Here is a 24,710-nt window from a genome sequence, read left to right as displayed (position 1 = left end):
CCCCGCCATCGGCACCACCCGTCACCACCATCGAAGGGCTGTCCTACCTGCTCGGTGGCCTGACCGCGGACGCCAAGCGGGCGGCAACCGCCGACGCCAGTGCGAGGAAGGCGGCCAAGCCGGGCATCGTGGAGGCAGTTGTGGTGGCACAGCCGGACGAACGGACTCCGGATCGGCGCCGCCGCCGGGCGAAGGCCAAACAACTCGGCCGCGGCTATGAATACCTGGACCTGGAGTCAGAGCCGGCGCCGGTGGCTGCGGACCATGCCCCCCGGAACCCGGGCTTCTCCGGCACCAGGCCCACCGAGATCGTCACGGCGCCAGCCGGATTAACGGTGTTGGAAGACGATGCGTTCGGCGGCGGCCCACGCATGCCGATGATGCCGGGCACGTGGGACCCCGACTCCTAGAACCGCACCGGCCGTCGGGCGCCCCTCGGTTGCCATAACTCGTCGGATACCGGGTCTTGACCTGCGCTTTGCGGAGTGCGATTGTCCACATTGACGGTAATGAAGAGTCGGCTGTGGGGTCCGGCTAAAAGGGGGGATCATGACCCGTTCCATCATTGTGGGCATCTGTACGGCGATCACGAATGTATCTGCAGCCGTTGCTATTACGGCAGCAATACCCACCGAAGCGCCGGTGAACGCAACGCCGGGTACGCCGGTGTTGCTCAACCGGTTTGCGACCGATCTGCCCACCGGTCCAGACGACCCCCGATGCCTGCAGAATCCCGGGTACGCCGCGTGTATGGGCGGTCCGTATTGGGTGGGGCCACCCGCACCTCCCGCACCGCCCGGACCTCCCACCGGCCCACTGGATCCGCAATGCATGTCCATGCCCGCGGATGCGGCGTGCCTGGGAAGCCCGTACCTTCCGCCGCCACCCATCGCTGCGCCGCCGCCACCGCCGGTAGTCCAGCCACCGCCGATGGAACCGATTGCGCCGCCACCGATCGCACCGCCGATGGAGCCGATTGTCCCTCCCCCGGAATCGCCGGGGCACATCTAGTTTTGGCTAATCCCGAAGTGCGCGTGGTGTTTTCGCTGTTTCCTGGACGTATATCGCTCAGGACGCGTCACGCGACATGTCGCGTAGGCGCTTGAGCGTGAGTAGCGACATGCGCGTCGACAGGGCCGGCAACAGGCGGTCCAGGTACCACAGCGCCCGCCACCAGGCGGGCAGAATGATGATCGCGTCGCCGCGTAACACGGCGCGAAGCGCGCGCTCGGCGAACTTATCGGGCGCCATCGGCCGGGCCAGCTCCCAGAATTTGAGGAGTTCCTCGTCGCTGACACCGTGATACCGCCCGTACTCGCCGCCGGTGAGGATCGGAGTCCGGATCGCGCCCGGACACAGCACCGACACCCGCACGCCGTGGCGGGCAGCCTCCACCCGCAGCGCCTTCGAAAGCCCGACGACGGCGTGTTTGGTCGCGGTGTAGCTTCCGGTGCCGGGAGCGGCGAGCAGACCGGCCATCGAGGCGGTGTTCACGATATGACCCGAGCGCTGCAGGATCATTACCGGATACACCGCTTGGATGCCATAGGCGATGCCGCGCAGGTTGACGTCGAAAACGTCGTTCCAGTCATCCAGGGTGTACGAGTCGATCTCACCGCCAACGCCGATGCCGGCGTTGTTGAACAGGTAGTCGATCCGCCCGGATTCTCGCGCCGCCTCCGCCACGGCGCGTTCGAACGCTGGGTAACTGCGGACATCGAGCTCGATCGCGTGCGCCTTGCCGCCGTCCCGCCGCAGGACCTGCGCCAGCTCCTGCGCCGCGCCCAGCTGGCGATCGGCGATCCACACCTCGGCGCCCCCGTCGACCAACTTGGTGGCCAGCGCGGCGCCGATGCCGGAGGCGCCGCCGGTGACGAACGCGATCTTCCCGGACACGCTCGATGCCATTGCGCCAGGATAGTGCTCGCCAGCAAACTTCACGAGCACCAGGCGAATTCGGTTTGTAGTTATGCTCAGCGTGAACGTAAATCTGCGTGTTGCAGCGGATTTCCCTCCGGCTAGGCTTTGCTGGTGGCAGTGAATCCGTCGTCCTATTTGGTGCTGGCATCCCAGCGCAGCGGCAGCACGCTGCTCGTCGAATCGCTGCGCGCGACCGGCGTGGCCGGCGAGCCGCAGGAATTCTTTCAGTATCTGCCCACCACCAGCCAGGCACCGCAGCCGCGCGAGTGGTTCGACGGCCTGCAGGACGAGTCGGTGCTGCGGTTACTCGATCCGCTAGATGTCGGAAAGCCGGACCTCGCGCCGCCGGAGATCTGGCGCGACTACATCCGCACCGTCGGCAGGACACCGAACGGCATCTGGGGCGGCAAGCTGATGTGGAACCAAACGCCGCTGCTGCTGGAGCGCGCCAGCGGGCTGCCGAATCGGTCGGGCGACGGCCTGCTGTCCGCGATCCGCGACGTCGTCGGCGAGGAGCCACTGCTGGTCTACGTCTATCGGCCCGATGTGGTCTCGCAGGCGGTCTCGTTCTGGCGCGCGGCGCAGACCCGGGTCTGGCGCGGGCGGCCCGACCCGGTCCGCGATGCGCGTGCCACCTATCACGCGGGAGCCATCGCGCACGTCATCACCATGCTGCGCGCCCAGGAACAAGGCTGGCGAAACTGGTTTGCCGAAGAGGACGTAAAACCGATGGAGATTCCGTATCCGGTGTTGTGGCGCAACCTGACTCAGGTGGTGGGCACCATCCTCGAGGCACTCGGCCTCGACCCGCAGCTGGCGCCCCAACCGGTGCTCGAGCGTCAAGCCGACCAGCGTTCCGACGACTGGGTGGACCGGTACCGGACCGAGGCGCAACGAGAGGGGCTACCGACATGACCACCACGACCGAAACCCGGGTCGACGAATTGCGGCTGCTGGAAGCAGAAGCCGTACACATCATCCGCGAGGTCGTCGCCGAACTCGAGCGGCCCGTCCTGTTGTTCTCGGCCGGTAAGGACTCGATCGTGCTTCTCCGATTGGCGGAGAAGGCTTTTCGACCACTACCGCTGCCGTTTCCGGTGATGCACGTCGACACTGGTCACAACTTCGACGAGGTCATCGAGTTTCGTGACCGCCGGGTCACCGGCGAAGGACACAAACTGATCGTCGCGTCGGTTCAGGAGTCCATCGACAAAGGCCGGGTCCCTGATCCCGGACCTAGCGCCTCACGCAACCGGGCACAGACACGCACCCTGCTCGACGCGCTGGAGGCCGGTGAATTCGACGCGGCCTTCGGCGGTGCCCGCCGCGACGAGGAGCGGGCCCGCGCCAAAGAACGCATCCTCAGCTTCCGCGATGAATTCGGTCAGTGGGATCCCCGCGCGCAGCGCCCAGAGCCCTGGTCGCTGTACAACGGCCGAATCAAGAAGGGCGAACAGGTGCGGGTGTTCCCGCTGAGCAACTGGACCGAACTGGACGTCTGGCGCTACATCGAGTTGGAAGACCTTGAGATACCGTCGATTTACTATGCCCACGAGCGCGAGGTGTTCGAGCGCGACGGCATCCTGCTGGCGGTGTCGGAGTACGCCAACCCGATCGACGACGAATCGGCCGCCTTGGAATGGGTGCGCTACCGCACGGTCGGCGACCTGACCATTACCGGGGCGGTGCGTTCTCGGGCGACCGACATCGCCCGGGTGATCACCGAGATCTCGGCCGCGACAGTGTCCGAGCGCGGCGAAACGCGGGCCGACGACCGCACGTCGGCCGCCGCGATGGAAGACCGCAAGCGAGAGGGCTACTTCTGATGACGGCCACCGAGAATACTTCAAAGACCTTGCTTGCCAAGGGCATCACACGTCAGCTGCTGCGCATCGCCACCGCGGGGTCGGTCGACGACGGCAAGAGCACCCTGATCGGGAGGCTGCTGCACGACACCGATAGCCTGCCGCTGGATCACCTGGAAGCCGTGACCGACGAGGAGGGCATCGCCGATCTCGCGGCCCTGTCGGACGCCCTGCGCGCCGAGCGTGAACAGGGCATCACGATCGACGTCGCGTACCGGTTCTTCTCCACCGCCGCCCGCAGCTACATCCTGGCCGATACTCCCGGCCACGAGCGCTACACCCGCAATATGTTCACCGGCGCCTCCAACGCCCACGTGGCCATCCTGCTGGTCGACGCGCGCGCCGGGGTGCTGCGGCAAACCCGCCGCCACGCCCGTATCGCAAAGTTATTAGGCATCAAGCACTTTGTCGCGACGGTCAACAAGATCGACCTGATCGACTTCGACCAGGCCGGGTTCGCCGACGTAGAGGACCAGCTGCGGCAGTTGGCGGCGCGCCTGGGCGAGGTGGACATCACCGTGATCCCGCTCGCGGCCAAGCACGGCGACAACGTCGTGCACCGCTCCGACCGCACGCCGTGGTACCGCGGCCCGACCCTGCTGGAGTATCTGGAGAGCATCGAACTGGCCGCGCCGAACGCCGAGCCGTCGCGACTGCGCCTGCCGGTGCAATGGGTGTCGCGTCCGACCGCCGACGTGCGGCGGCGCTACACCGTGCGGCTGGCGGCGGGCACGCTGTCCGTGGGGGACCCGGTGATCTCGTTGCCCGCCGGCACCCGCTCGACGGTGACCGCGCTGGACACCCTCGACGACGAACGCACCACAGGTGTTGCACCGCTGTCGGTTTCGATAGAGCTGTCCGACGACATCGACGTGGGCCGCGGTGACGTCCTGGTCAGCGGCGCCGACGACGCCGTCCTGCCGGTGGCCGCCCGGGAACTGGACGCGACCGTGTGCTGGTTCGTCGACACCCCACTGCGGGCCGGCGACCGGCTGGCGCTCAAACAAACCAGCAAGACCGTGCGGGCCACCGTGCAAGAACTGCAATCGCGGCTGGACCCCGAGACGCTCGACGAGCTCGATCAGCCAGTTGAGCTGGTACTCAACGACATCGGCACCGTGACCCTGCGGACCAGTTCGGTCGTCATCGCCGACAGCTACACCGACAATCGCGACAGTGGCGCGTTCATCCTGATCGACGAGACCACCAACGACACCGTCGGCGCCGGCACCATCATCGAGGCTCGAGAGGTCAAGCCGGGCACCCACCCGCGCACCGACATCCGCTGGCATCCCTCGGCGCTCGATCGCGGCCATCGTTGGCATGCCACCGGACAGGCCGGGGCGACGATCTGGTTCACCGGCCTGCCCGCATCCGGCAAGTCGACCGTCGCGGTCGCCGTGGAGCGGGCACTCGTCGAATCCGGGCGAGTGGCCTATCTGCTGGACGGCGACAACCTGCGCCATGGCTTGTCGGACGATTTGGGCTTCTCCCCCGGTGACCGAACCGAAAACATCAGGCGCGTTGGCCATTTGACTCGACTGCTGGCCGACGCGGGCGTGGTCGCGTTGGCCTCGCTGGTGTCACCGCTGAAGTCGGACCGCGAGACCGCCCGAGCACTCAACGACGCCGCCAAGCTTCCGTTCATCGAGGTGCACGTCGCCACCTCACTGGCCGAGTGCGAAAAGCGTGACCCCAAAGGCCTTTACGCACGGGTGCGCAGGGGTGAGCTCAAGGGCCTGACCGGTGTCGACGCGCCTTACGAACCGCCGGAAAGCCCGGACCTGGTGCTCGACACCTCCGGCACCGACATCGACGATCTCGCCGCCGCGGTCATCGCGTTACTCGACGAGCGCAGCCCACAACGGCCCGCTAGCTAGATTCAGCGCGATCCAATCACTTGGCCTGCGGCGCCGCTCAGGCAAATATGCGTGCGTGAGTGATTGGCGCAAGCGGGTCGGCTCGATATCGGTGGACTGGTGGGCGACGCTTGTCGCCGGTGTGGTCGCCGCTTTGGCGGTGGCCAATGCGCTCCCGAAGATTCCGTGGTGATCGCATGAGCACCACTGGAATCCAGCCGTATGAAACGCTGGACGAACCGACCTTTACCAGCAGGCAACCACTGGACTACGTGCCGGGTGTTTTGCTGCTGATCGCCGTCGGCCTGCTGGGCAAATACGCCCAGGTCTGGTGGAACGCGCTGGCCAAACACGAACACTGGCGGGTGCCCGACATCGAATACGTGTTGTGGGCCATCGTGATTGGGCTGCTGATCACCAACACCGTCGGCCTGCACCCGATATTTCGGCCGGGCGTACAGACCTACGAATTCTGGTTGAAGATCGGCATCGTGGTGCTGGGCGCGCGTTTCGTGCTCGGCGATATCGCCAAACTCGGTGCGATCAGCCTGGTCCAGATTCTGGTGGACATGACGGTCGCGGGAACCGTCATCATCGTCGTTGCGCGGGCTTTCGGGTTATCCGGCAAGCTTGGCTCGCTGCTGGCAATAGGCACCTCGGTTTGCGGTGTGTCGGCGATCGTGGCCGCCAAGGGCGCGATCCGGGCTCGCAACTCCGATGTCAGCTACGCGATCGCGGCCATCCTGGCGTTGGGCGCGGTGTCGCTGTTCGTGCTGCCACCGCTGGGACATGCGATAGGGCTGACCGATCACGAATTCGGGCTGTGGGCAGGCCTTTCCGTGGACAACACCGCCGAGACCACCGCCACCGGTTACCTGTATTCCGAGCATGCCGGCAAGATCGCGGTACTGGTCAAGTCGACCCGCAATGCGCTGATCGGGTTTGTCGTCCTGGGTTTCGCGCTGTATTGGGCCGCGCGCGGACAGGCCGATGAGATCGCCCCCGGCGCAACAGCGAAGGCGGCGTTCATCTGGCAGAAGTTCCCGAAGTTCGTGCTCGGCTTCCTGGCGGTGTCGGCGATCGCGACCGCAGGCGGGCTGACGTTGGGGCAGACCGCAAACCTGGCGAACGTGTCGAAGTGGGCGTTTCTGCTCACCTTCGCCGGCGTCGGACTCAACACCGATTTCCGCCAAATCGCACGCACCGGATGGCGCCCACTCGTCGTGGCTGTGATAGGACTCACAGTCGTCGCGACGGTCTCGCTGGGCATCGTCACGCTGACGTCGCGCGTATTCCATTGGGGTGTAAGCATCTAGCGAGAGCATCTCGCGAGGCGCAACACGCCGGCCTGCAGAGCAGACGGTAACGTGACGCTCATGCAGAACTCGTCCGTCGCTATCCTGCTGCGCGAATTCACCCGGTCGGACGCCTAGGCAGCCGAACCCTGACATGTGGATCACCCTGCTGGTAATGGCCTTCGCGATGAGCGTCGAGCCGTTCCGGATCGGCATGACGGTGCTGATGCTGAACCGGCCCAGACCGATGCTGCAATTGTTCGCGTTCTTGTGCGGAGGCTTCGCGATGGGCATGAGCGTGGGCCTGTCCGTCGTGTTCGGACTTCAGCGCAGGCTGCTCAGCTCGTCGCACATCACCTTGCCGAAACTTCAGATACTGATCGGCGGGACGGCAATGCTTGTCGCCCTGGCACTGAGCGCACAGGTCGTGCTCAAGGACAAGGTCGGGCGATTCAAACCCCGAGTGACCGACAAGTCGGACGTCCGCGACCATCACGGCTTGGGCCGGTTTTCCCGACGGCTACTGCACGGCCGTTCGCTATGGGTGGCCGGGGTGGCCGGTCTTGGGATCGCGCTCCCATCGGTGGATTATCTGGCGGCGCTGGCCGCGATCGTAGCCTCGGGGACCGCCGCCATGACACAGTTCAGCGCGCTGCTGATGTTTCATGTCGTGGCGTTCGCGCTCGTGGAGATCCCGTTGCTGGCCTACCTGCTGGCTCCCCAGCAGACGCGCGCCTGGATGGTCGCACTGCAAATCTGGATCCGGTCGCGCCGGCGCGTCGAGGTAGCCAGCCTGTTGGCCGCGGCGGGCTGTGTGCTGGTGTTTATCGGCATGCGAAGTCTTTAAGCGCCCGCGGACGCCGTTGAACTCTGCCGGTCGCGGCGCACATACATCTCGGCGAGGAACTGCTCGACTGCCACCGCGGCATGCGCCGCGCGGGCCGAGCCGAAAATATCGAACGCGTGCTGCGCCCACGGCAACTCGGCGTAGACCACCGGCTCGCGGCTGACCTCGCGAAGCCGGGCCGTGAAGCTGCGGGCCTGGTCGATGGGGACCAATGAGTCGTTGGTGCCGTGCAGCACGAAAAACGGTGGGGCATCCTGATGCACGTGGGCGATCGGCGAAGCCAACCGGAACGGCTCGGCGATATCCGTGCGGCTGAGCTTGAACACGTTCTTGGCCACCATCGCCGCCATCAGCGGATGTATCGCGTCGCCGGTCGCGGTGAAGTCGTAGACGCCGTAGAACGGCACCGCCACATCCACCCGGGTGTCGGCGCCTTCAAAGCCAGGCTGGAACCGCGGGTCATTTCCGGTGAGCGCGGCCAGCGCGGTCAGGTGTCCGCCGGCCGAACCCCCGGTGACCGCAATCCAGTCCGGGTCGCCGCCGTAGCCGGCGATGTGCTCCTTCGTCCACGCGATCGCGCGCTTGACATCGACGATCTGGTCGGGCCAGGTGGAACGCGGGCTGAGTCGGTAGTTGATTGCCACGCAGACCCAGCCCAATTCGGCCAAATGGCTCATCAACGGATGTGCCTGTCCGCGTTTGTTTCCCGTCATCCAGGCACCGCCGGGGATCTGCAGCAACACCGGGGCGCGCCCGTTGCGGTCGAGGTCGGGCCGTCGCCAGATGTCGAGATGGTTGCGCGAACCGCACTCGCCGTAGCTGATATCGCCGTCGTGCGTGTAGTCGCGGTAGATCCGTAGCATCCGGGCGGCGCCGGGCCTCTTCGCTGTCGCGCCGCCGGGCGCGGGCCGCTTCCACAGATCACCCGACTCGGTGCGGCGGTCGGTACCCAGTCCGGCGTCCAGCGCGGCGGTCAGCGGCTCGTTAGCTTGCTGCCCCAGATGACGCAACCCAAGCAGGCCAACGGCCGACACCGCCGACAGCAGCCAGCTCAATCGCAGTGTGCGCGCGGGCAACCGGCGCGACAGCGCAGCCAGCGTGGTGAACTGGACACCGAGCATCGGCAGTGGTAGCTCGGAGGCGAATACGCCGTAGGCGAACGCGAAAACGGAACCGTACCCGCCCTTGCTCAACGGCCGATATCCGTTGGCGGTGAATGCGACACTCACTATCGACGCCAATATGGCTCGCAGTCGTTTCACTGTCGTCCTTTCCACGGAACGCCGGGGTGGCCGTCCACACGTTAATGCTCAGCTGGTGTTGGATTGCGGTGGCCCGGCCCGGCCGGCCTGTGCCGGGTCCTCCACGATGTGGTACATCGGGTCGACCATCGACATCGGCCGGTTGCCGCTCTGCCTGGGTTTGCCGGTGACGCGCAACAGCTGGCCCGGTTGAATGTCGGCTCCCCCGCGGCCGGATTGGAAGACCACGCTGATCTCGCCGCTGTGGTCGCCCACCACGATCGACCGAATGGTGCGCCTGCCTTTGCTGGTGTCCTCGACCTCGTTGACCCGCCCTTCGAAGGTGGCGCTGCGCCCGGGAATCAGGCCCGCGACGGTGATCACCGAACGCGACGGGTCGGGATGCTCGTAGGCTTCGACCTTCTGGTCCTCGTCGCGGGTGACCCATTCGCCGAATTTTTCGAGTTCGCGCGCGATCCTTTGCTCGAAGCGTTCCGGGTACGCCTCCTCGATCCGCGTTTGGACGTCGTAAGGGACGATCGTCGCCGCCGCATCCGGGATCATGCTGACCGCTCGGGAGATCTTGTCCGCGGTGCGGTCGTGAAGTAGTCGGCCCACCAACGGGTTATACGTGCGGCGTGGCAACAGCGCCGTCACATTGGTATCCCGGTGTTCGTCACGAGCCTTAGCGATAAACAGCTGTGCGGCCCGAATGACCCGCCGGTCCGGGCAGTCCACGACTCGCAACCTGGTGTCGAGTTCGAAGTGATCCCAGCGCTTTCGTATTTGCGCGGCATATGCGGCGTCGACCATGAAGTGCACCGCGATCATTTCGTCGGCCAGCAGTCCCTTGCCGTAGCGCAGCGCTTCGATTACCGCGAGGTCGACCGAGTTCACGAACACGAACACCTTGTGCCGCGCGTACTTCACCAAATCGGGCCGGTCGGTACGGAACATCTCAAGAATTGCGGCCTCAGCCCGATATTCCTGATTCAGCCGCATCAGCAGGAACACCAGTATCGGGAAGACGACGACTACCAGCCACGCCCCCTCGGTGAACTTCGCCACCGCGAAGATGCCGACCACGATGGTGGACAGGATTCCCGCGGACAGGTTGATCACCAACCGGGTGCGCCAGCCGGGTTCCCGCTTGGTCAGATGGTGTTTGGTCATGCCGTAGCCGGCCATCGAGAATCCAGTGAACACGCCGATCGCGTAGAACGGGACCAGCGCGTTGACCGAACCGCCGGTCGTCACAAGCAGAATCACCGACAGTGCGGTGAGCGCGATGATGCCGTTCGAAAACACCAGGCGGTGACCGCGTTTCATCAATTGCCGGGGCAGGAAGCGGTCTTCGGCGACGAAACTCGCCAGCGCCGGGAACCCGTTGAAACTGGTGTTTGCACCGGTGAACAGAATGGCTGCCGTCGCCGTCTGGACCAGGATGTAGAAGACGTTGCCAACCGTGCCACCACCGAACACCGCGCGCGCAATCTGCGAAAGAACCGACGGGTATTCGCTCTGGTACGGCGTCGCGTGCGTGGCGTACGCGAGATAGGCGACACCTGCGAGCAAGATTCCCAGCACGGTCGCCATCGCGGTGAGCACGCGACGTGCGTTGCGGCCCTGCGGCTTTCGAAAGACGTCGACGGTGTTGGAGATCGCCTCGACCCCGGTTAGCGAAGAACCGCCGTTCGCGAACGAGCGCAGCAAGGTCAGGATCTTCGCGCCCATCACCAGGCCGTCACCATGATGTACGGGCACCGTTCCGGGCATTTGCGATGGGTCGTAGACCGGCAGATCGCCGATGATGACCCGCGCGATGCCCACCACGATCATCAGGCCGACCATCAGGATGAAGAAGTAGGTGGCAAACGCGAACTGCCATCCCGCCTCCCTCAACCCGCGCAGGTTCAAGAAGCAGATGAGCAGCACCACACCGACCGTGATTTGCAGGCTGTGCGGCCCCAACGCCGGGATGGCCGACACCACCGCCACCGTCCCCGCCGCCGACTGCACGGCGACCGTGACCACATAGTCGATCAACAACGCCGCAGCGGCGACCTGAGCGACCCGCGGCCCGAAATTCTCCCGCGCCACGATGTAGGACCCGCCCGCGCGGGTGTAAGCCATCACGACCTGCCGATACGACGCGGTCACCAGCACCAGAATCAGCAGGATTACGCCGGTCAGCGGAAGCAGTAAGGCAAACGCCGCCAGCCCCGCCGCCGGCAGCAGTTCGATCAAAATCTGCTCCGGACCATAGGCGGTCGACGAGATCGCGTCGGGCGAAAGCGCGCCCAGCGCAACCGGATTCGATAGTTTCTCGCCTGCGAGCTCCTCAGTGATCAGCGGCTTTCCGAGAAAGATGCGCTTGGCTATGTCCTCAACCGGCAGCGGGAGGCGCAGTTTGCTAGCCGAAGTTGTCACGACAACATTCCTTACCCCGAGCGGTTGGGTAATGCCTTCGATGCATTGTGCCGGTTGCGCGGGTCGGCGGTAGCGGCGATGCGCGATTTCTCGCGATCAGGCTGTCCGCGACGCGGTGAGCCTTTGCACCGCGGCCTCGATGCGCTCGTCGGTGGCGGTCAGGGCGACGCGCACATGGCGCCCGCCGCGCGGGCCGTAGAACTCGCCGGGCGCCACCAGGATGCCCTGGTTGGCCAACCACCCGACGGTGTCGCGCGACGGCTCGCCGCGGGTAGCCCACAGATACAGCCCGGCCTCGGAATCGTCGATGACGAAACCCGCGATGCGCAGGGCCGGCGCCAGGGCGGCGCGGCGCCGGGCGTAGCACTCGCGCTGCACCTTTTCGTGGTCGTCGTCGTCCAGAGCGGCCACCATGGCGGCCTGCACCGGTGTCGGCACGATCATTCCGGCGTGCTTGCGCACCGCCAGCAGCTCGGCGACCAGGGCCGGATCACCGGCGACGAAGCCGGCCCGGTACCCCGCCAGCGACGAGCTCTTCGACAGCGAATGCACGGCCAGCAATCCGGTGTGGTCACCGTCGCAGACAGCGGGGTGCAGCACCGACAACGGCTCCGCCTCCCAGGCAAGCAACGGCTCCGCCTCCCAGGCAAGCCCCAGGTAGCACTCGTCGGACGCCACCACGACGCGGCGTTCCCGCGCCCACCCGACGACCTTGCGCATATGCTCGAGGCCCAGCACACGTCCGGTCGGATTGCCCGGCGAATTGAGGTAGACCAGCGCCGGCGACTGCGGCCCCAGTTGGGTCAACGAGTCCGCGCGGACGACCTGCGCACCGGCCAGCCGGGCGCCGACGTCATAGGTGGGGTAGGCAAGCTCGGGAACCACCACCACATCGGCGGGGCCGAGGCCCAACAGAGTCGGTAGCCAGGCGATGAGTTCCTTGGTGCCGATCACCGGCAACACGGCGGACTCGGCGAGCCCGGTGACGCCGAAGCGGCGACCCAGGGCCGCGACCACGGATCCACGCAGCTCGGCAGTGCCGGCGGTCGCGGGATACCCGGGTGCGGAGCTAGCAGCCGCCAGCGCCTCTTGAATCACCGGCGCGACGGGATCTACCGGGGTCCCGACGGATAGGTCGACGACACCGTCCGGATGGGTGCTGGCCAGCGCTTTCGCGTCGGCCAGGGTGTCCCAGGGACATTCCGGCAGGGACGCCGACACGGCAGGCCGGCCCCCCCTGGGCTCCTGCAGCACTGGTTCCCCCTAGTCTCCTTCGCCCTGCGGCGGCAGATCCTTGACCGCTTGCGGGTCATTCTCGGTCATCCCGACCTTGGCCGCACCACCGGGCGAACCCAGCTCAACGAAGAAGTCGGCGTTGATCTGTGTGTATTGGCTCCACTGTTCGGGCACGTCGTCTTCGTAATAGATCGCCTCGACGGGGCAGACCGGCTCGCAGGCCCCACAGTCCACGCACTCGTCGGGGTGGATGAAAAGCATCCGAGCGCCCTCATAAATGCAGTCGACGGGGCATTCTTCAATACACGCCTTGTCTTTGATGTCGACGCAGGGTTCGGCGATCGTGTACGTCACGGACGACTCCTCAACGTTTACTCGATGTAGTGCTCGTGTGGGCTGCTGTTAACTTCGCCGCGACGCATCCGGCCGCCAAAGCAAAGCTTTCGGTTACTGATACTAGACGTTGCACATACACGTCAACCAGTTGGCACGCCACGATGATTGCCGAGTTTCCATACGGGCAGTCTCGCAGCCGTGCAGGTCGCCGCATCGACTATTCGAACGCGGCGACGAGATCGGCGAGCAGTAATCACCCAGACGATTTCCGCCGTGTGACCAACGTCACCCCGGCGTTGATCCTGTGGATAGTTACGTTCGGGGCCGGGGCTACGAATAAACGTGAAACAAAAGAACGCCCGCAGCGGCTGGTAGCCTCGTCCGAGACGGCAGCCATTAGGGCAGATCAGATAGCCGTCGTTGGCTTTGTAAATCCGGGGAAGGTGTCCAAGCATGATGACAATCCGGGGAAGGTGTCCAAGCATGATGACGCTGTCGTTAAGCAAACTGGCAGCCGCGGTCGGTGGTGCGGCAGTGGCGTTGAGCGCCGCGGCGGGGGTTGCTTCGGCAGACCCGCTGGATCCGATCATCAACACAACCTGCAGCTATCCGCAGGTGATGGCGGCACTCAACGCCAACGATCCGGCGACCGCCCAGGAATTGAACAGTTCGCCGTTCGCGCAGAACTACATCCGGCAGTTCCTCGCCGCTCCGCCGCCCAAGCGCCAGCAGATGGCTGCGCAGATCCAGGGCATGCCGGCCGCCGCGAAGTACTTCAACACGATCCAGCAAGTCGCGGTCGTCTGTAACAACTACTGAGCCCAACCGCTGGCTCAGTAATCCTTGAGCAGTAGCCGCAGTCGGCCCAGCGTTCTCCGGTCGGCGCGGCTACGAATTCGCCACTGAGAGGCGTCAACAGCTATGCAGCCAGTGGGCTGTAGTCGGTGGTGCGCTGGCGCGCCGGGCGACCGATCCCTTCGGCGATAGCGGCCAACTCCGCCACCGTCTTCGCCGACCCGTGTTCGGAGCCGGCCATCCGAGAGATGGTTTCCTCCATCAGCGTGCCGCCCAGGTCGTTGGCGCCGCCGTTGAGCATCACCTGGGTGCGCTCGGTTCCGAGCTTGACCCAGCTGGTCTGAATCGAAGAGATGCGGCCGTGCAACATGATTCGCGCCAACGCGTGCACCGCCCGATTGTCGCGGTGGGTGGGGCCCGGGCGGGCCGCACCGGCCAGATACAACGGTGAGCTTTGATGCACGAACGGTAGTGGCACGAATTCGGTGAAGCCACCGGTGCGGTCCTGAATTTCGCGCAGCACATTGAGGTGGCCGACCCAGTGCCGTGGGCTGTCGACGTGTCCGTACATCATCGTCGACGACGACCGCAGGCCCACCTCGTGCGCGGTGGACACGATGTCGATCCACATCGAGGTGGGCAACTTGCCTTTGGTGAGCACCCAGCGCACTTCGTCGTCGAGGATCTCGGCGGCGGTGCCCGGGATGGTTCCCAGCCCGGCCTCGCGCAGGCTGATCAGCCACTCGCGAACGCTCAACCCACTCTTGGTCACGCCGTTGGCGATCTCCATCGGGGAAAAGGCGTGCACGTGCATCGACGGGACCCGGGCCTTGACGGCGCGGACCAGGTCGGCGTAGCCGGTGACGGGCAGCTCGGGGTCGATCCCGCCCTGCATGCACACCTCGGTCGCACCTTCGACGTGCGCCTCCCAGGCGCGGTCGGCCACCTCCTGTGCGGACAGCGAATACGCGTCGGCATCGCCCTTGCGCTGCGCGAAAGCACAGAACCGGCACCCGGTGTAGCAGATGTTGGTGAAGTTGATGTTGCGGTTCACTACGAACGTCACGTCGTCGCCGACTGTGTCGCGGCGCAGCGAATCTGCCAGCGCGGCAACCGCTTCCAGCGCTGGGCCATCCGCTGTAGCCAGGGCCAGGTACTCGTCGTCGGTGCAGCCGGCGGGGTCGCGCTCGGCCGAGCGCAGCGCGGCGAGCACGTCGGTGTCGATACGCTCGGGGGCGTTGGCAGCCAGCTCGTGCACCCGCGCGCGGATCGATTCCCAATCACCGAACGCACTGTCGAGATCGCTGCGCGCCTCGCTGTTGCGGCCCTCGGTATCGATCGCCGCATTGAGATCGACCCGTCCGGTCGACTGTGCTTCGTCGGGTTCCTGCCAGGGCATCCCGGTGGGGTTGACGTCGCGAGCCAGGCCGGTCTCCGGATCAGCCAGCGCCACAACATGTCCCCGCACCCGCGGATCGATCCACGCGGCACCCGCCTGGACGTACTTGGGCTGCGCGGTCAATCGCTGCACCAAGTCGAATCCCGCCTCGGCGGTCACGGCGGCCAGCTCGTCCAGAGCGGGCCAGGGCCGTTCGGGGTTGACGTGGTCGGGCGTCAGAGGTGACACCCCGCCCCAGTCGTCGACTCCGGCGGCGACCAGCGCCAGGCACTCCTCGCGGGACACCAGATTGGGCGGTGCCTGGATACGCATGCCGGGACCGAGCACTAACCGCGCTACCGCGATAGTCGCCAGGTAGTCCTCGATGCCGGTATCGGGGACACCCGCCATAGCGGTGTGTTGCTTGGCCCGGAAATTCTGCACGATGACTTCTTGAACATGACCGAATTCCTTGTGCGACTTGCGAATCGCATGCAACGTATCGGCCCGCTCGTCCAGCGTCTCCCCGATGCCGACCAGCAGGCCGGTGGTGAACGGAATCGACAGCCGTCCCGCATCGGTAAGCGCGCGCAGCCGCACCGCAGGGTCTTTGTCCGGGCTGCCGTAGTGCGCAAGCCCTTTCGTCTCGAAGAGCCGCCGCGACGTCGTCTCGAGCATCATGCCCATCGACGGCGCCACCGGCTTGAGCAGCGACATCTCCGACCAGCTCATCACGCCCGGATTCAGGTGCGGCAACAGCCCGGTTTCCTCCAGCACGCGGATCGCCATCGCGCGCACATAGGACAGCGTCGAGTCGTAGCCGCGTTCACCGAGCCATTCGCGAGCCTGCGGCCAGCGGTCCTCCGGGCGGTCGCCGAGAGTGAATAGCGCTTCCTTGCAACCTAGTTCGCCGCCACGCCGGGCAATGTCGAGGATCTCGTCGGGCTCCAGATACATGCCGGCGCCCTGGGCGCGAAGTTTGCCCGGCACGGTGACGAACGTGCAGTAGTGGCAGCTGTCCCGGCAAAGATGAGTGACGGGGATGAATACCTTGCGCGAATACGTGATCGGCAGCCGGCCGTCTACGCCGCGCCGGCCCGCTGATTCCAGCCCCGCGTCGCGCACCCGCGCCGCGCTCGCGCACAAGTCGGCGAGGTCAGCACCGCGCGCAGTCATCGCCACGGCCGCCTCACCGGCGTTCAGCGCGACACCGTCACGAGCCCGGCGCAACACCCGCCGTAGCGCAGACGCGCTGGCCTTCGGCGGAATAACGGGATTTCCCAGAGCGGTGGGCTCCTGGCCCGGAGTCAGCGGCACCTTGGTGTAACTTCCCAACGATCGAATTTCATCCGCGCGTCCCAGTATCTAAATTTCGGCAACCATATCCGGTGCCATATGCGCAACATTAGCGCCAGGCCGGTACTTGTCAGCCGTAGTGGTGGCCGTGCCGGAACATCACGATCACCGGCGGTGTCACCCCGAGCACGATCAGCAGCAGGGCGCCGTAGGCCATCAGCCCACTACCTCCCAAAATCACGTCGTCGGCGGGACCGCCCATGCTGATCACCGCCACGGTCAACAGCCACGTCCACAGCGGCAGCGCCGCCCCCCGCGCCGAGCGGGTCCATCGGCTGGCTGCCCAGACCAGTGCGGCGTTGACCAGCCCACTGATCAATCCGCTGATCGGAAACGGAATGGTGCCGATATAGACAGGCAGCAGCAGGGCCCCGGCTAACGCGGATAGGACCCCGTCGACGGCCAATAGCGCCAGCACCACGACGCGGATAGCGGGGTCCGTCGGGCCGCCATCCTCAATGGACACGGCGCGTGGCTTGGTTTCGGTCAGGTCGGGACGCTGTCGATGTTGGACATGATGGAGCCGATAACCCACTGCAAGCTGTCGAGTCGATCCTGCCAATGCTGCAGGTTAGGGTCCAGGTCGGGGTCCATACGAATTCCTTCCGTGGCTGCCTGCATCGCAGCCTACCGCGCGGCGGACCCGCCGAGATCTAGTCCCGCGAGCAGATCGGTCTCCCAACCGCGCCCATCGCGATCCCCGGCGGAGCCGGCGACCAGAACGTAATGCTCGTCGCCAAGGATCGGCAGCGCCATGTTGTTCGACAGGGCACAGGCTCGGCCGGTCGGCCCGACGACCACCTGCGTGGCGTGCGCGCCGAGCGCGGCTACCTTGGCGGCCAGTGCATCCGGCGGTGTCGCCACGACGGCGTCGATCGACTCGTCGGGATACCCGACGTCGAATTCCTCTTGGGGCGGGATCGTCCACCCCGGCAGCAGATCGTCGCGGTCCAGGGCGTGCCACCCGGTCAGGAATGCGTTGACCGCGAGCACCGTCCAGTAGAACTTCGGCACCGTCCACGGCTCGCCCGGGTAGTCGGCGCCCCCGGCCGCTTCGACCGCGGCGGTGGTGACGGTGTGGGCGCGGATGTGGTCGGGATGCCCGTATCCGCCGTTGGGGTCGTAGGTCACGACGACGTGCGGGCGCAGCCCGCGCATGATGGCGACCAGCTCCCCGACGGCCTCGCGCTCGTCGGCGTCGACGAATCGTTCGCGGCGCCGCTTGTTGTCGGTGCCCGCCATGCCCGAGTCGCGCCAGCGTCCCGCTCCGCCGAGATAGATCGGCGCACCGATGCCCAGCGCCCGCAATGCCGCGGTCAGTTCGCCGATCCGGTAGCCGCCGAGCTGGTCCGCGCGGTCGACCGCGAGCTCGGCCCAGCGGTCCCCGATAACCTCGCCCTCCTCGCCGAGAGTGCAGGTCACAACGCTCACCTGCGCCCCACGGGCGGCGTAGTACGCGATCGTCGCGCCGTTGCTGAGGCTCTCGTCGTCGGGATGCGCGTGGACGAACAACAGCCGCGGAGTCTCAGGCATGGACGCACCCTACCCGCAGCCGAACCGGTAATCTCGGTCGTTGTGTTGCACCGAGGCGCACCAAATAGGAACGCCTACGGCTACTATCGAGAAATGCCGCAAGCCACTCAAGAAGCGCCGACTGGTATCCGCAGCCGCCGCCGCGGCGAGGTGCTCGAACGCGCGCTCTACGAGGCCACATTGGCCGAACTGGCCCAGGTCGGATACGGCGGGCTGACGATGGAAGGAATCGCGGCCCGCGCCCAAACCGGCAAAGCCGCGCTATACCGGCGCTGGTGCAGCAAGCACGACCTGGTGCACGCCGCGCTGGTGTTCGCGCTGCCGTCGCTCCCCGAACCAAGGTCCGGGCGGTCGGCGCGCGAAACTCTGCTGACGGTGTTCACCGCGCACCGCGACGTCTTGGCGGGCAAGACCGGTTTCCCCGGTCTGGACATCATCCACCAACTGCTGCACGAACCCGAGATGCGCGCCATCTTCGCCGACGCCGTGGTGAGCCCCCGGCTGAAGATCATCGATTCGATCCTGCAGGCCGCCGTCGAGGCCGGCGACATCGATCCGGCCACGCTGACCCCGCTGACCGCGCGCATCGGCCCGGCCCTGATCAACCAGCACTTCCTGCTCACCGGCGAACCACCGAATCGCCGCGAGCTGGCACTGGTCGTCGACACCGTGATCCCACCGCGAGCGTCCCGCGACGACTGATCTCGCGGCTAGGGCCCGGTTTTCACCCATTGACCGGCGTCGCCGACGATGCCGACCGGCACCGCACCCGTGAGGCTGACGTTCTGCACGCTCGGGCCCGCGCCGACGATCGTGGTGTCCTGCAGGATCGGCAACACCGTCGACATGTTCCACAGCCGCGGTTCCACCGCGGTGATCACGTCGTTGATGCTCTTGGTGCCGTTGAGAGCGGCATCGATGTTGGATTGGATGCTGCGATCGCAGATCCCGGTGAGGTTCGACGGCGCCTGCACCAGCGCGCCGGGGTCGGGCGGACGACTGGGCTCCGTCGGGGTGGGCGTCACCGGGGTGCCCGGCGGCGCGGCCGGTGAGGTCGAGGCGACGGGTGTAGTCGTCGGCGGCGCAGTGGCACTCGGTACGGTCGTCGCCTCCAAGGCGGGGCAGCCATAGCGCGATGCCAGCAGCGTCGCCAGGTTTCCACCGGCCTGATGCCAGCCGACGATGGCGTCCACCTGGTTGTTGTTCAACGCGTCGCGATACAGCGTGACCGGATCCAGTGCCGCCACCGACGCGGCGATGCCGACGTTGCGCAACTGGTCGGCGGCGGTGTTGGCCACGGCCACCGAGGTCGGGTCGTTGGACGCCACCCCGATCACCAGCGACAGCTGCTTGCCGTCCTTGCTGATCCGGCCGCGAGTTGCTTCCGGCGGCCCGGTAGTCGGCGCAACGGTCGTCGACTCGGGCACCTGAGCGCTGTTCTCAACCTGATACCCGGCTGCCGAAAACAACGCCAGCGCAGCCTGTTTCGTCATCGCCGGCGGCGCGGTCGGTTCGTAGCCGGGGTCGCTGGGGGCGCGGATCTGAGCCTGGTCCAGCGAGATGGTGTTGTCGCTGCCGGCGCCCACCGCAGCGAGCAGGTCGACATCGAGCAATCCTAAAATCCCCTTGCGGACCGCGGTGTCGGCGAGCTTGGGCTGGTTGGCGCGCAGCGTGAGCTGCATGACCCGCGGCGTCATGATCCGGGCGGTCCGCACCTCGGGGATGGCCGACAGCTGCGCGAAAGATGCCGAGCCACCGTGCACCTGAGCCACCTGGGTATCGCCGTTGCGTACCGAGTCGGCAAGCGCCGCCGGCGCACCGGCACGACGGAACTGGATCAGGGCGGGCTTGGCGGGCGGCCCCCAATACCGGTCATTGCGGGCGATCAGGATCTCGTCGCGCTGCGGGTCGATATTTTCCACCCGGAATTGCCCGCCGGTGACCGTCAGCGACTTGACCAATCCGGCGGCGAAGCCGCCCGGCACATCCTTGACGATGTGCGCCGGCAGCAGATCGCTGAACAGTTCCTTCCACGCCGGATACGACTGCGCGAAGGTCACGACGGCCTGCTTGCCGCCCTCGAGCGACTGCACGCCGGTGATCAGGTCATAGCCGGCCGGGTCGACCACGCCAGGTTGGGTGACCATTTGATGCCACAGGTACCAGAAGTCGTCGGCACCGATGGGCGCGTTGTCGGTCCACTGCGCCTCGGGCCGGATCTTGTAGGTCACCGTGAACGGGTTCTGGTTGGTCACCTCGGCGGACACCAGCAGGGTCGGGTCCAGCTCCCAGCGTGAACCCGTGGCTGTGTTGGGATCGGGCACCGGCCGAAATGCGCTGGGCAACACCAGGGCACTGATCGCCGCATTCACCGGAGACAAGTCGGACAGCAGATGTGGGTTGAACCCGGCGCCGATCGAGTCGATGCCCATGATGATCTGGGTGATGCGCTGCGGTGGCGGCGGCGTGTTGTGCGGAGTGTCGGTGCTCTGCGGTGCCGGCGGCGGGCTGACGGTGCAGGCCGCCAGCGTCAGGCCCACCAGCGCGAGCAGCACGCCGGCCATCAGCAAAATGTGGCGGGCGCGGTGCAGCACGACCATCAGGGTATCGACCGCCTGCCCGGCGGCTTCGCGAATCCTGCCCGCGTTGGGCAACAACAACCTAGCCCCGAGCCTTGGCTCGGGCCTTGCTGCGCGCCCGGGAAGTGGCGTCCAGCTCGACCTTGCGCACCCGCACGATCTCCGGGGTCACTTCGACACACTCGTCGACCGCGCAAAACTCCATCGCCTGCTCCAGGTCGAGTTCCAGCGGACGGGCCAGCGTCTCGATGACGTCGGCCGTCGAGGACCGCATGTTGGTCAGCTTCTTCTCCCGGGTGATGTTGATGTCGAGATCCTCGGCGCGCGGGTTGATTCCGACGACCATGCCCTCGTAGGTGTCCTGGCCGGGCTCCACGAAGAACTGGCCGCGGTCGGCGAGCTGGATCATCGCGAACGGCGTGATCGCGCCGGACCGATCGGACACCAGCGAGCCGGTGTGCCGGGCCCGGATCTCGCCCGCCCACGGCCGGTAGCCGTCGAACACCGCGTTGGCGATGCCGGTACCGCGGGTCAGGGTGAGGAAGTCGGTACGGAATCCGATCAGGCCGCGGCTGGGCACGATGAAGTCCATCCGGACCCAGCCCGCCGCGTGGTTGGTCATCTCCTCCATACGGCCCTTGCGGCCGGCCATCAACTGGGTGATCGCGCCGACGAACTCCTCGGGGCAGTCGATCGTCATGGCCTCGAATGGCTCGTGCAGCTTGCCGTCGACGGTCTGCGTGACGACCTGCGGCTTGCCGACCGTGAGCTCGAAACCCTCGCGGCGCATCTGCTCGACGAGCACCGCCAGCGCCAGCTCACCGCGGCCCTGCACCTCCCACGCATCGGGCCGGTCGATCTCGACGACCTTGATGGAGACGTTGCCGACGAGTTCGGCGTCGAGCCGCGACTTCACCATGCGAGCGGTCAGCTTGTGGCCCTTCACCTTGCCCGCTAGCGGCGAGGTGTTGGTGCCGACGGTCACCGAGATGGCGGGCTCGTCGACCGTGATGCGCGGCAGCGCGTGCGCGTGATCGAGGTCGGCGAGGGTGTCGCCGATCATGATCTCCGGAATGCCCGCAACGGCGACGATGTCCCCGGCGATGGCCTCGTCGGTGGGCGTACGCTCGACGCCCTCGGTCACCAGCAGCTCGGTGATCTTCGCGTTCGTGATGACGGGATGGGAGTCCACCTCGCGCATCCAAGCGACCTGCTGCCCCTTACGGATCCGGCCCTTGTAGATGCGGATCAGCGCGAGTCGTCCGAGGAAGGCCGACGCGTCGAGGTTGGTCACCAGCGCCTGCAGCGGCGCCTCGGGATCGCCCTGCGGCGGCGGGATGTGCTCGAGCAGAACGTCGAACAGCGGATCGAGGTTGTCACCCTCGGGGTTCTCGCCATTGGACGGCTCCGTCGTGCTGGCGATGCCCGCCCGGCCCGAGGCGTACAGCGTCGGCAGGCCCAGTGCGTCCTCGGCTGCCTTCTGTGCTTCCTCGTCGAGGTCGGATGCGACGTCGAGCAGCAGGTCGTGACTCTCCGAAACGACCTCGGAGATCCGGGCGTCCGGCCGATCGGTCTTGTTGACGACCAGGATCACCGGCAGGTGCGCGGCCAGCGCCTTTCGCAGCACGAACCTGGTCTGCGGCAGCGGGCCCTCGGACGCGTCGACCAGCAGCAGGACGCCGTCCACCATCGACAGCCCGCGCTCCACCTCGCCACCGAAGTCGGCGTGGCCCGGGGTGTCGATGACATTGATGACGGTCGTCGTGCCATCCGGGTGCTTGCGATGCACGGCCGTGTTCTTGGCCAGGATCGTGATGCCCTTTTCCTTCTCCAGGTCCCCGGAATCCATCAGGCGTTCGACCGCGTCGTCGCCACGATGCGTCAATGCGCCGGACTGGCGCAGCATCGCATCGACGAGGGTGGTCTTGCCGTGGTCGACGTGAGCGACGATGGCGACATTGCGGAATGGCACGTCGGTGATTGTGGCAGCGGGGGCCCATCAATAGCGAACTGAGCACCTCAACGCTCTCAACACCCCTGCTCGGAGCTCGCGTCCTGAAGCGCCTGATTTCCACCCCGGCGTTTGGCCGCATACATCGCGTGGTCGGCGAGGATGACGAGCTTTTCGACGAGAGCGCCCCCGTCGCTCGTGTACAGCCGCTGCAATTCGGCGTTGGCGGTGCCGATGCTGGCCGTGATCCCGGACGGATGCCTGGCGATCGCCTCGCAGAGCAGTGCGGCAAGTGGCGCGACGTCGCCGGGCGTGCAAGTCAGCGCGACGAGAAATTCCTCCCCACCGGCGCGGCAAACGATGGCCTCGGCAGGAGCGTGATCGCGCAGTAGCCCGGCCACTACTTGCAGAAGGCGATCGCCGGCGGCATGACCGCTGGTGTCGTTGATGCGCTTGAAATCGTCGAGATCGGCCATCATCACGGCGAGATGAGTGTGCCCGGCAGGGTGGTCGGCCAGGCGGAGGCTGACCGATTCGGTGAACGCCCGTCGATTCAGCAAGCCGGTGAGCGGATCTTGCTCGGCGCGCTCCACATAGGTTGCCATGGCCAGCGAAATGCCCCAAATGATCAGCGGCACTGCGAAATTCGGATACCAGATCAGCCAGAACGCCGCGGCCGCGGTGGCCAGACCGGCTTCGTCGGCCAAGCGCAGCGCCGCCATCGTGGCGGCCACCGCGACGATGGCGGCATTGAGCATTAGCAGACGTGGGCTATGAAACAGCGCGACGTAGGCTCCGGTGACCACCAGGGCCGCACAAGCGAGCGCAGCGAACGTCGCACTGGGCTGGGCCACGCTCCAGCCGCCGGTTGACAACATGCCCGTGACCGCCGCGATGCGCGATTGGCGCCGCGTAGGCCAGTGCGTCAGCCAGAAGGCGACCGAACCGACGGCGAACACGACGACCAGCACGCCGATGATCGCGCTCGTCACGCTGGGCCGGCGCTGGGTGGCCAAGACAGTGAGCGGCACCCACACGGCAGACGCGGAGACGATCGCCAGGATCACCTGCGCCGATCGAATCAGGTCACGCTCGCGCAGAAAGGAGCTCACCCAATCGAACTGATCGGGCCGGCTCCACCACGATGTCAGCCGCGACATCGGTCAGACGACCTTCGCATCGCGGCCGGAATCCTCAGTAGTGACAAACGCTTCGCAACGTAGAAAACGGTAGGTCAAGGCATTCGCGGTGGCAACAGGGCGGGGCGTGCGTCCTGGACGACCACACGCAGGGTGCGGCCACGGTCAAGGCCGACATCGCACGCTTGACGGCCTAAACGGGGCCGCTGCTACCAGCCGCGCCGGCGCGGTGCGGAACCGACCAACTGGTGCTTGTCCGCCACGTCGCGGCTGCGGTAGACGATGTAGGGCCGGAACAGATAGCCGATCGGCGCGCTGAACGCGTGCACCAGGCGGGTGAACGGCCACAATGCGAACAACGCGAGGGCGATGAACACGTGAATCTGGTAGTAGAACGCCGCGTGGGCCATCAGGTCCCCGCGGGGGTCGAGCATCCAGATCGACCGGAACCAGATCGATACTTTGCGCCGGTAGTCGTGCAGCTCGCCGAAGTGCGTGGCACCGGCCAGGGTGCAGCACATCCCCGCCACCAGTGCGCACGCCAGCACGACATACATCAGCTTGTCGTTTCGGGTGGTCGCCAGAAACACCGGCGCGTAGGTGCGCCGTCGGTAGATCAACAAGCCGATGCCGGTAATGGCCGCTATGCCGGCGGGTACGCCGAGTAGCAGGGCTTGCAGGTGATAGAGGTGATCGCTCACCCCGAGCCACTCGGTCAGGGATTCCGGAACGAATAGCCCGATGACGTGGCCCATGATGACCATCAGGCTGCCGAAGTGGAACAGCGGGCTGCCGATCGACAGCAGCTTGGACTCGTAGATCTGTGACGAACGGGTGGTCCAGCCGAACTTGTCGTAGCGGTACCGCCACCAGGTGCCCACAGCCACGATCGCCAGCACAACGTACGGCGCGTCGTCCCAGAAGATCTCGAGCAATTTCATGTGCACGGC

At 66.2% G+C, this 24,710-nt stretch carries 21 protein-coding genes; 9 read left to right on the top strand and 12 right to left on the bottom strand.

Features of this window, described 5'->3' with window-relative positions; all coding sequences use genetic code 11:
- Nucleotides 1–410 (top strand): PPW family C-terminal domain-containing PPE protein (locus DB708_RS19350; RefSeq protein WP_457852095.1); only part of this gene is annotated, 410 nt, incomplete at its 5' end.
- Between the two features lie 139 nt (nucleotides 411–549).
- Entirely contained in the window at nucleotides 550–1,011 is a 462-nt protein-coding gene (locus DB708_RS28015) for a hypothetical protein (protein WP_201263564.1), read from the top strand.
- 57 nt (nucleotides 1,012–1,068) lie between these two features.
- Here the strand turns inward: DB708_RS28015 and DB708_RS19340 are convergent, their stop codons facing one another.
- Nucleotides 1,069–1,908, bottom strand: coding sequence for an SDR family NAD(P)-dependent oxidoreductase (locus DB708_RS19340; protein WP_108924574.1), 840 nt, complete (start codon nucleotides 1,906–1,908; stop codon nucleotides 1,069–1,071).
- 123 nt (nucleotides 1,909–2,031) lie between these two features.
- On the opposite strand from DB708_RS19340, the gene stf0 reads away from it, so the two are divergent.
- The 5 genes from stf0 (at nucleotide 2,032) to DB708_RS19315 (ending at nucleotide 7,786) form a co-directional block, all read left to right on the top strand.
- On the top strand, nucleotides 2,032–2,835 hold the full coding sequence (gene stf0, locus DB708_RS19335) for a trehalose 2-sulfotransferase (protein ID WP_108924573.1): 804 nt from the start codon (nucleotides 2,032–2,034) through the stop codon (nucleotides 2,833–2,835).
- Complete coding sequence (cysD, locus tag DB708_RS19330) at nucleotides 2,832–3,746, top strand: sulfate adenylyltransferase subunit CysD (protein ID WP_108924572.1); 915 nt, start codon at nucleotides 2,832–2,834, stop codon at nucleotides 3,744–3,746. The genes stf0 and cysD overlap by 4 nt, the downstream gene beginning before the upstream one ends.
- Entirely contained in the window at nucleotides 3,746–5,665 is a 1,920-nt protein-coding gene (gene cysC, locus DB708_RS19325; RefSeq protein ID WP_108924571.1) for an adenylyl-sulfate kinase, read from the top strand. The genes cysD and cysC overlap by 1 nt, the downstream gene beginning before the upstream one ends.
- Before the next feature lie 176 nt (nucleotides 5,666–5,841).
- Nucleotides 5,842–6,960 carry a YeiH family protein gene (locus DB708_RS19320; protein WP_108924570.1) on the top strand — a complete coding sequence of 373 codons (1,119 nt, stop codon included), beginning with the start codon at nucleotides 5,842–5,844 and terminating at the stop codon, nucleotides 6,958–6,960.
- Nucleotides 6,961–7,093: 133 nt separating this feature from the next.
- Entirely contained in the window at nucleotides 7,094–7,786 is a 693-nt protein-coding gene (locus DB708_RS19315) for a GAP family protein (protein WP_108924569.1), read from the top strand.
- On the opposite strand, the gene DB708_RS19310 is transcribed toward DB708_RS19315, so the two are convergent.
- The 4 genes from DB708_RS19310 to fdxA all read right to left on the bottom strand — a co-directional run bounded on the left by DB708_RS19310 (nucleotide 7,783) and on the right by fdxA (nucleotide 13,047).
- Nucleotides 7,783–9,048 carry an alpha/beta hydrolase gene (locus DB708_RS19310; RefSeq protein WP_108924568.1) on the bottom strand — a complete coding sequence of 422 codons (1,266 nt, stop codon included), beginning with the start codon at nucleotides 9,046–9,048 and terminating at the stop codon, nucleotides 7,783–7,785. The genes DB708_RS19315 and DB708_RS19310 overlap by 4 nt on opposite strands.
- Before the next feature lie 48 nt (nucleotides 9,049–9,096).
- Entirely contained in the window at nucleotides 9,097–11,457 is a 2,361-nt protein-coding gene (locus DB708_RS19305) for an amino acid permease (protein WP_108924567.1), read from the bottom strand.
- 96 nt (nucleotides 11,458–11,553) lie between these two features.
- Nucleotides 11,554–12,678 (bottom strand): succinyldiaminopimelate transaminase, encoded by a 1,125-nt coding sequence (gene dapC / locus DB708_RS19300; RefSeq protein ID WP_108924566.1) that lies wholly within the window; start codon nucleotides 12,676–12,678, stop codon nucleotides 11,554–11,556.
- 42 nt (nucleotides 12,679–12,720) lie between these two features.
- Complete coding sequence (fdxA, locus tag DB708_RS19295; RefSeq protein WP_066814753.1) at nucleotides 12,721–13,047, bottom strand: ferredoxin; 327 nt, start codon at nucleotides 13,045–13,047, stop codon at nucleotides 12,721–12,723.
- Between the two features lie 468 nt (nucleotides 13,048–13,515).
- Here fdxA and DB708_RS19290 point away from each other — a divergent pair, with 468 nt between their 5' ends.
- A complete protein-coding gene (locus DB708_RS19290; protein WP_108924603.1) occupies nucleotides 13,516–13,848 on the top strand; it encodes a hemophore-related protein in 333 nt (110 codons plus the stop codon).
- A gap of 100 nt (nucleotides 13,849–13,948) precedes the next feature.
- Here DB708_RS19290 and DB708_RS19285 read toward each other — a convergent pair whose 3' ends face one another.
- The 3 genes from DB708_RS19285 to mshB form a co-directional block, all read right to left on the bottom strand.
- Entirely contained in the window at nucleotides 13,949–16,519 is a 2,571-nt protein-coding gene (locus DB708_RS19285; protein WP_108924565.1) for a bifunctional FO biosynthesis protein CofGH, read from the bottom strand.
- Nucleotides 16,520–16,628: 109 nt separating this feature from the next.
- A complete protein-coding gene (locus tag DB708_RS19280) occupies nucleotides 16,629–17,093 on the bottom strand; it encodes a hypothetical protein (RefSeq protein WP_108924564.1) in 465 nt (154 codons plus the stop codon).
- A gap of 92 nt (nucleotides 17,094–17,185) precedes the next feature.
- A complete protein-coding gene (mshB, locus tag DB708_RS19275; protein ID WP_108924563.1) occupies nucleotides 17,186–18,091 on the bottom strand; it encodes an N-acetyl-1-D-myo-inositol-2-amino-2-deoxy-alpha-D-glucopyranoside deacetylase in 906 nt (301 codons plus the stop codon).
- 93 nt (nucleotides 18,092–18,184) lie between these two features.
- On the opposite strand from mshB, the gene DB708_RS19270 reads away from it, so the two are divergent.
- Nucleotides 18,185–18,793, top strand: a complete 609-nt coding sequence (locus DB708_RS19270; protein ID WP_201263563.1) for a TetR/AcrR family transcriptional regulator — start codon at nucleotides 18,185–18,187, stop codon at nucleotides 18,791–18,793.
- Nucleotides 18,794–18,801: 8 nt separating this feature from the next.
- Here DB708_RS19270 and DB708_RS19265 read toward each other — a convergent pair whose 3' ends face one another.
- The 4 genes from DB708_RS19265 to narI form a co-directional block, all read right to left on the bottom strand.
- A complete protein-coding gene (locus tag DB708_RS19265) occupies nucleotides 18,802–20,655 on the bottom strand; it encodes an ABC transporter family substrate-binding protein (RefSeq protein WP_409347619.1) in 1,854 nt (617 codons plus the stop codon).
- 97 nt (nucleotides 20,656–20,752) lie between these two features.
- Entirely contained in the window at nucleotides 20,753–22,642 is a 1,890-nt protein-coding gene (gene typA, locus DB708_RS19260) for a translational GTPase TypA (protein WP_108924562.1), read from the bottom strand.
- A gap of 56 nt (nucleotides 22,643–22,698) precedes the next feature.
- Nucleotides 22,699–23,781: a GGDEF domain-containing protein gene (locus DB708_RS19255; RefSeq protein WP_108924561.1), complete on the bottom strand. Its 1,083-nt coding sequence runs from the start codon at nucleotides 23,779–23,781 to the stop codon at nucleotides 22,699–22,701.
- A 188-nt stretch (nucleotides 23,782–23,969) separates the two neighbouring features.
- Entirely contained in the window at nucleotides 23,970–24,701 is a 732-nt protein-coding gene (gene narI, locus DB708_RS19250) for a respiratory nitrate reductase subunit gamma (RefSeq protein WP_108924560.1), read from the bottom strand.
- Nucleotides 24,702–24,710: the final 9 nt, after the last annotated feature.

The sequence above is a fragment of the Mycobacterium montefiorense genome (assembly GCF_003112775.1).
GTDB classification, from domain to species: domain Bacteria; phylum Actinomycetota; class Actinomycetes; order Mycobacteriales; family Mycobacteriaceae; genus Mycobacterium; species Mycobacterium montefiorense.
This window is presented reverse-complemented; position numbering and strand designations above follow the sequence as displayed.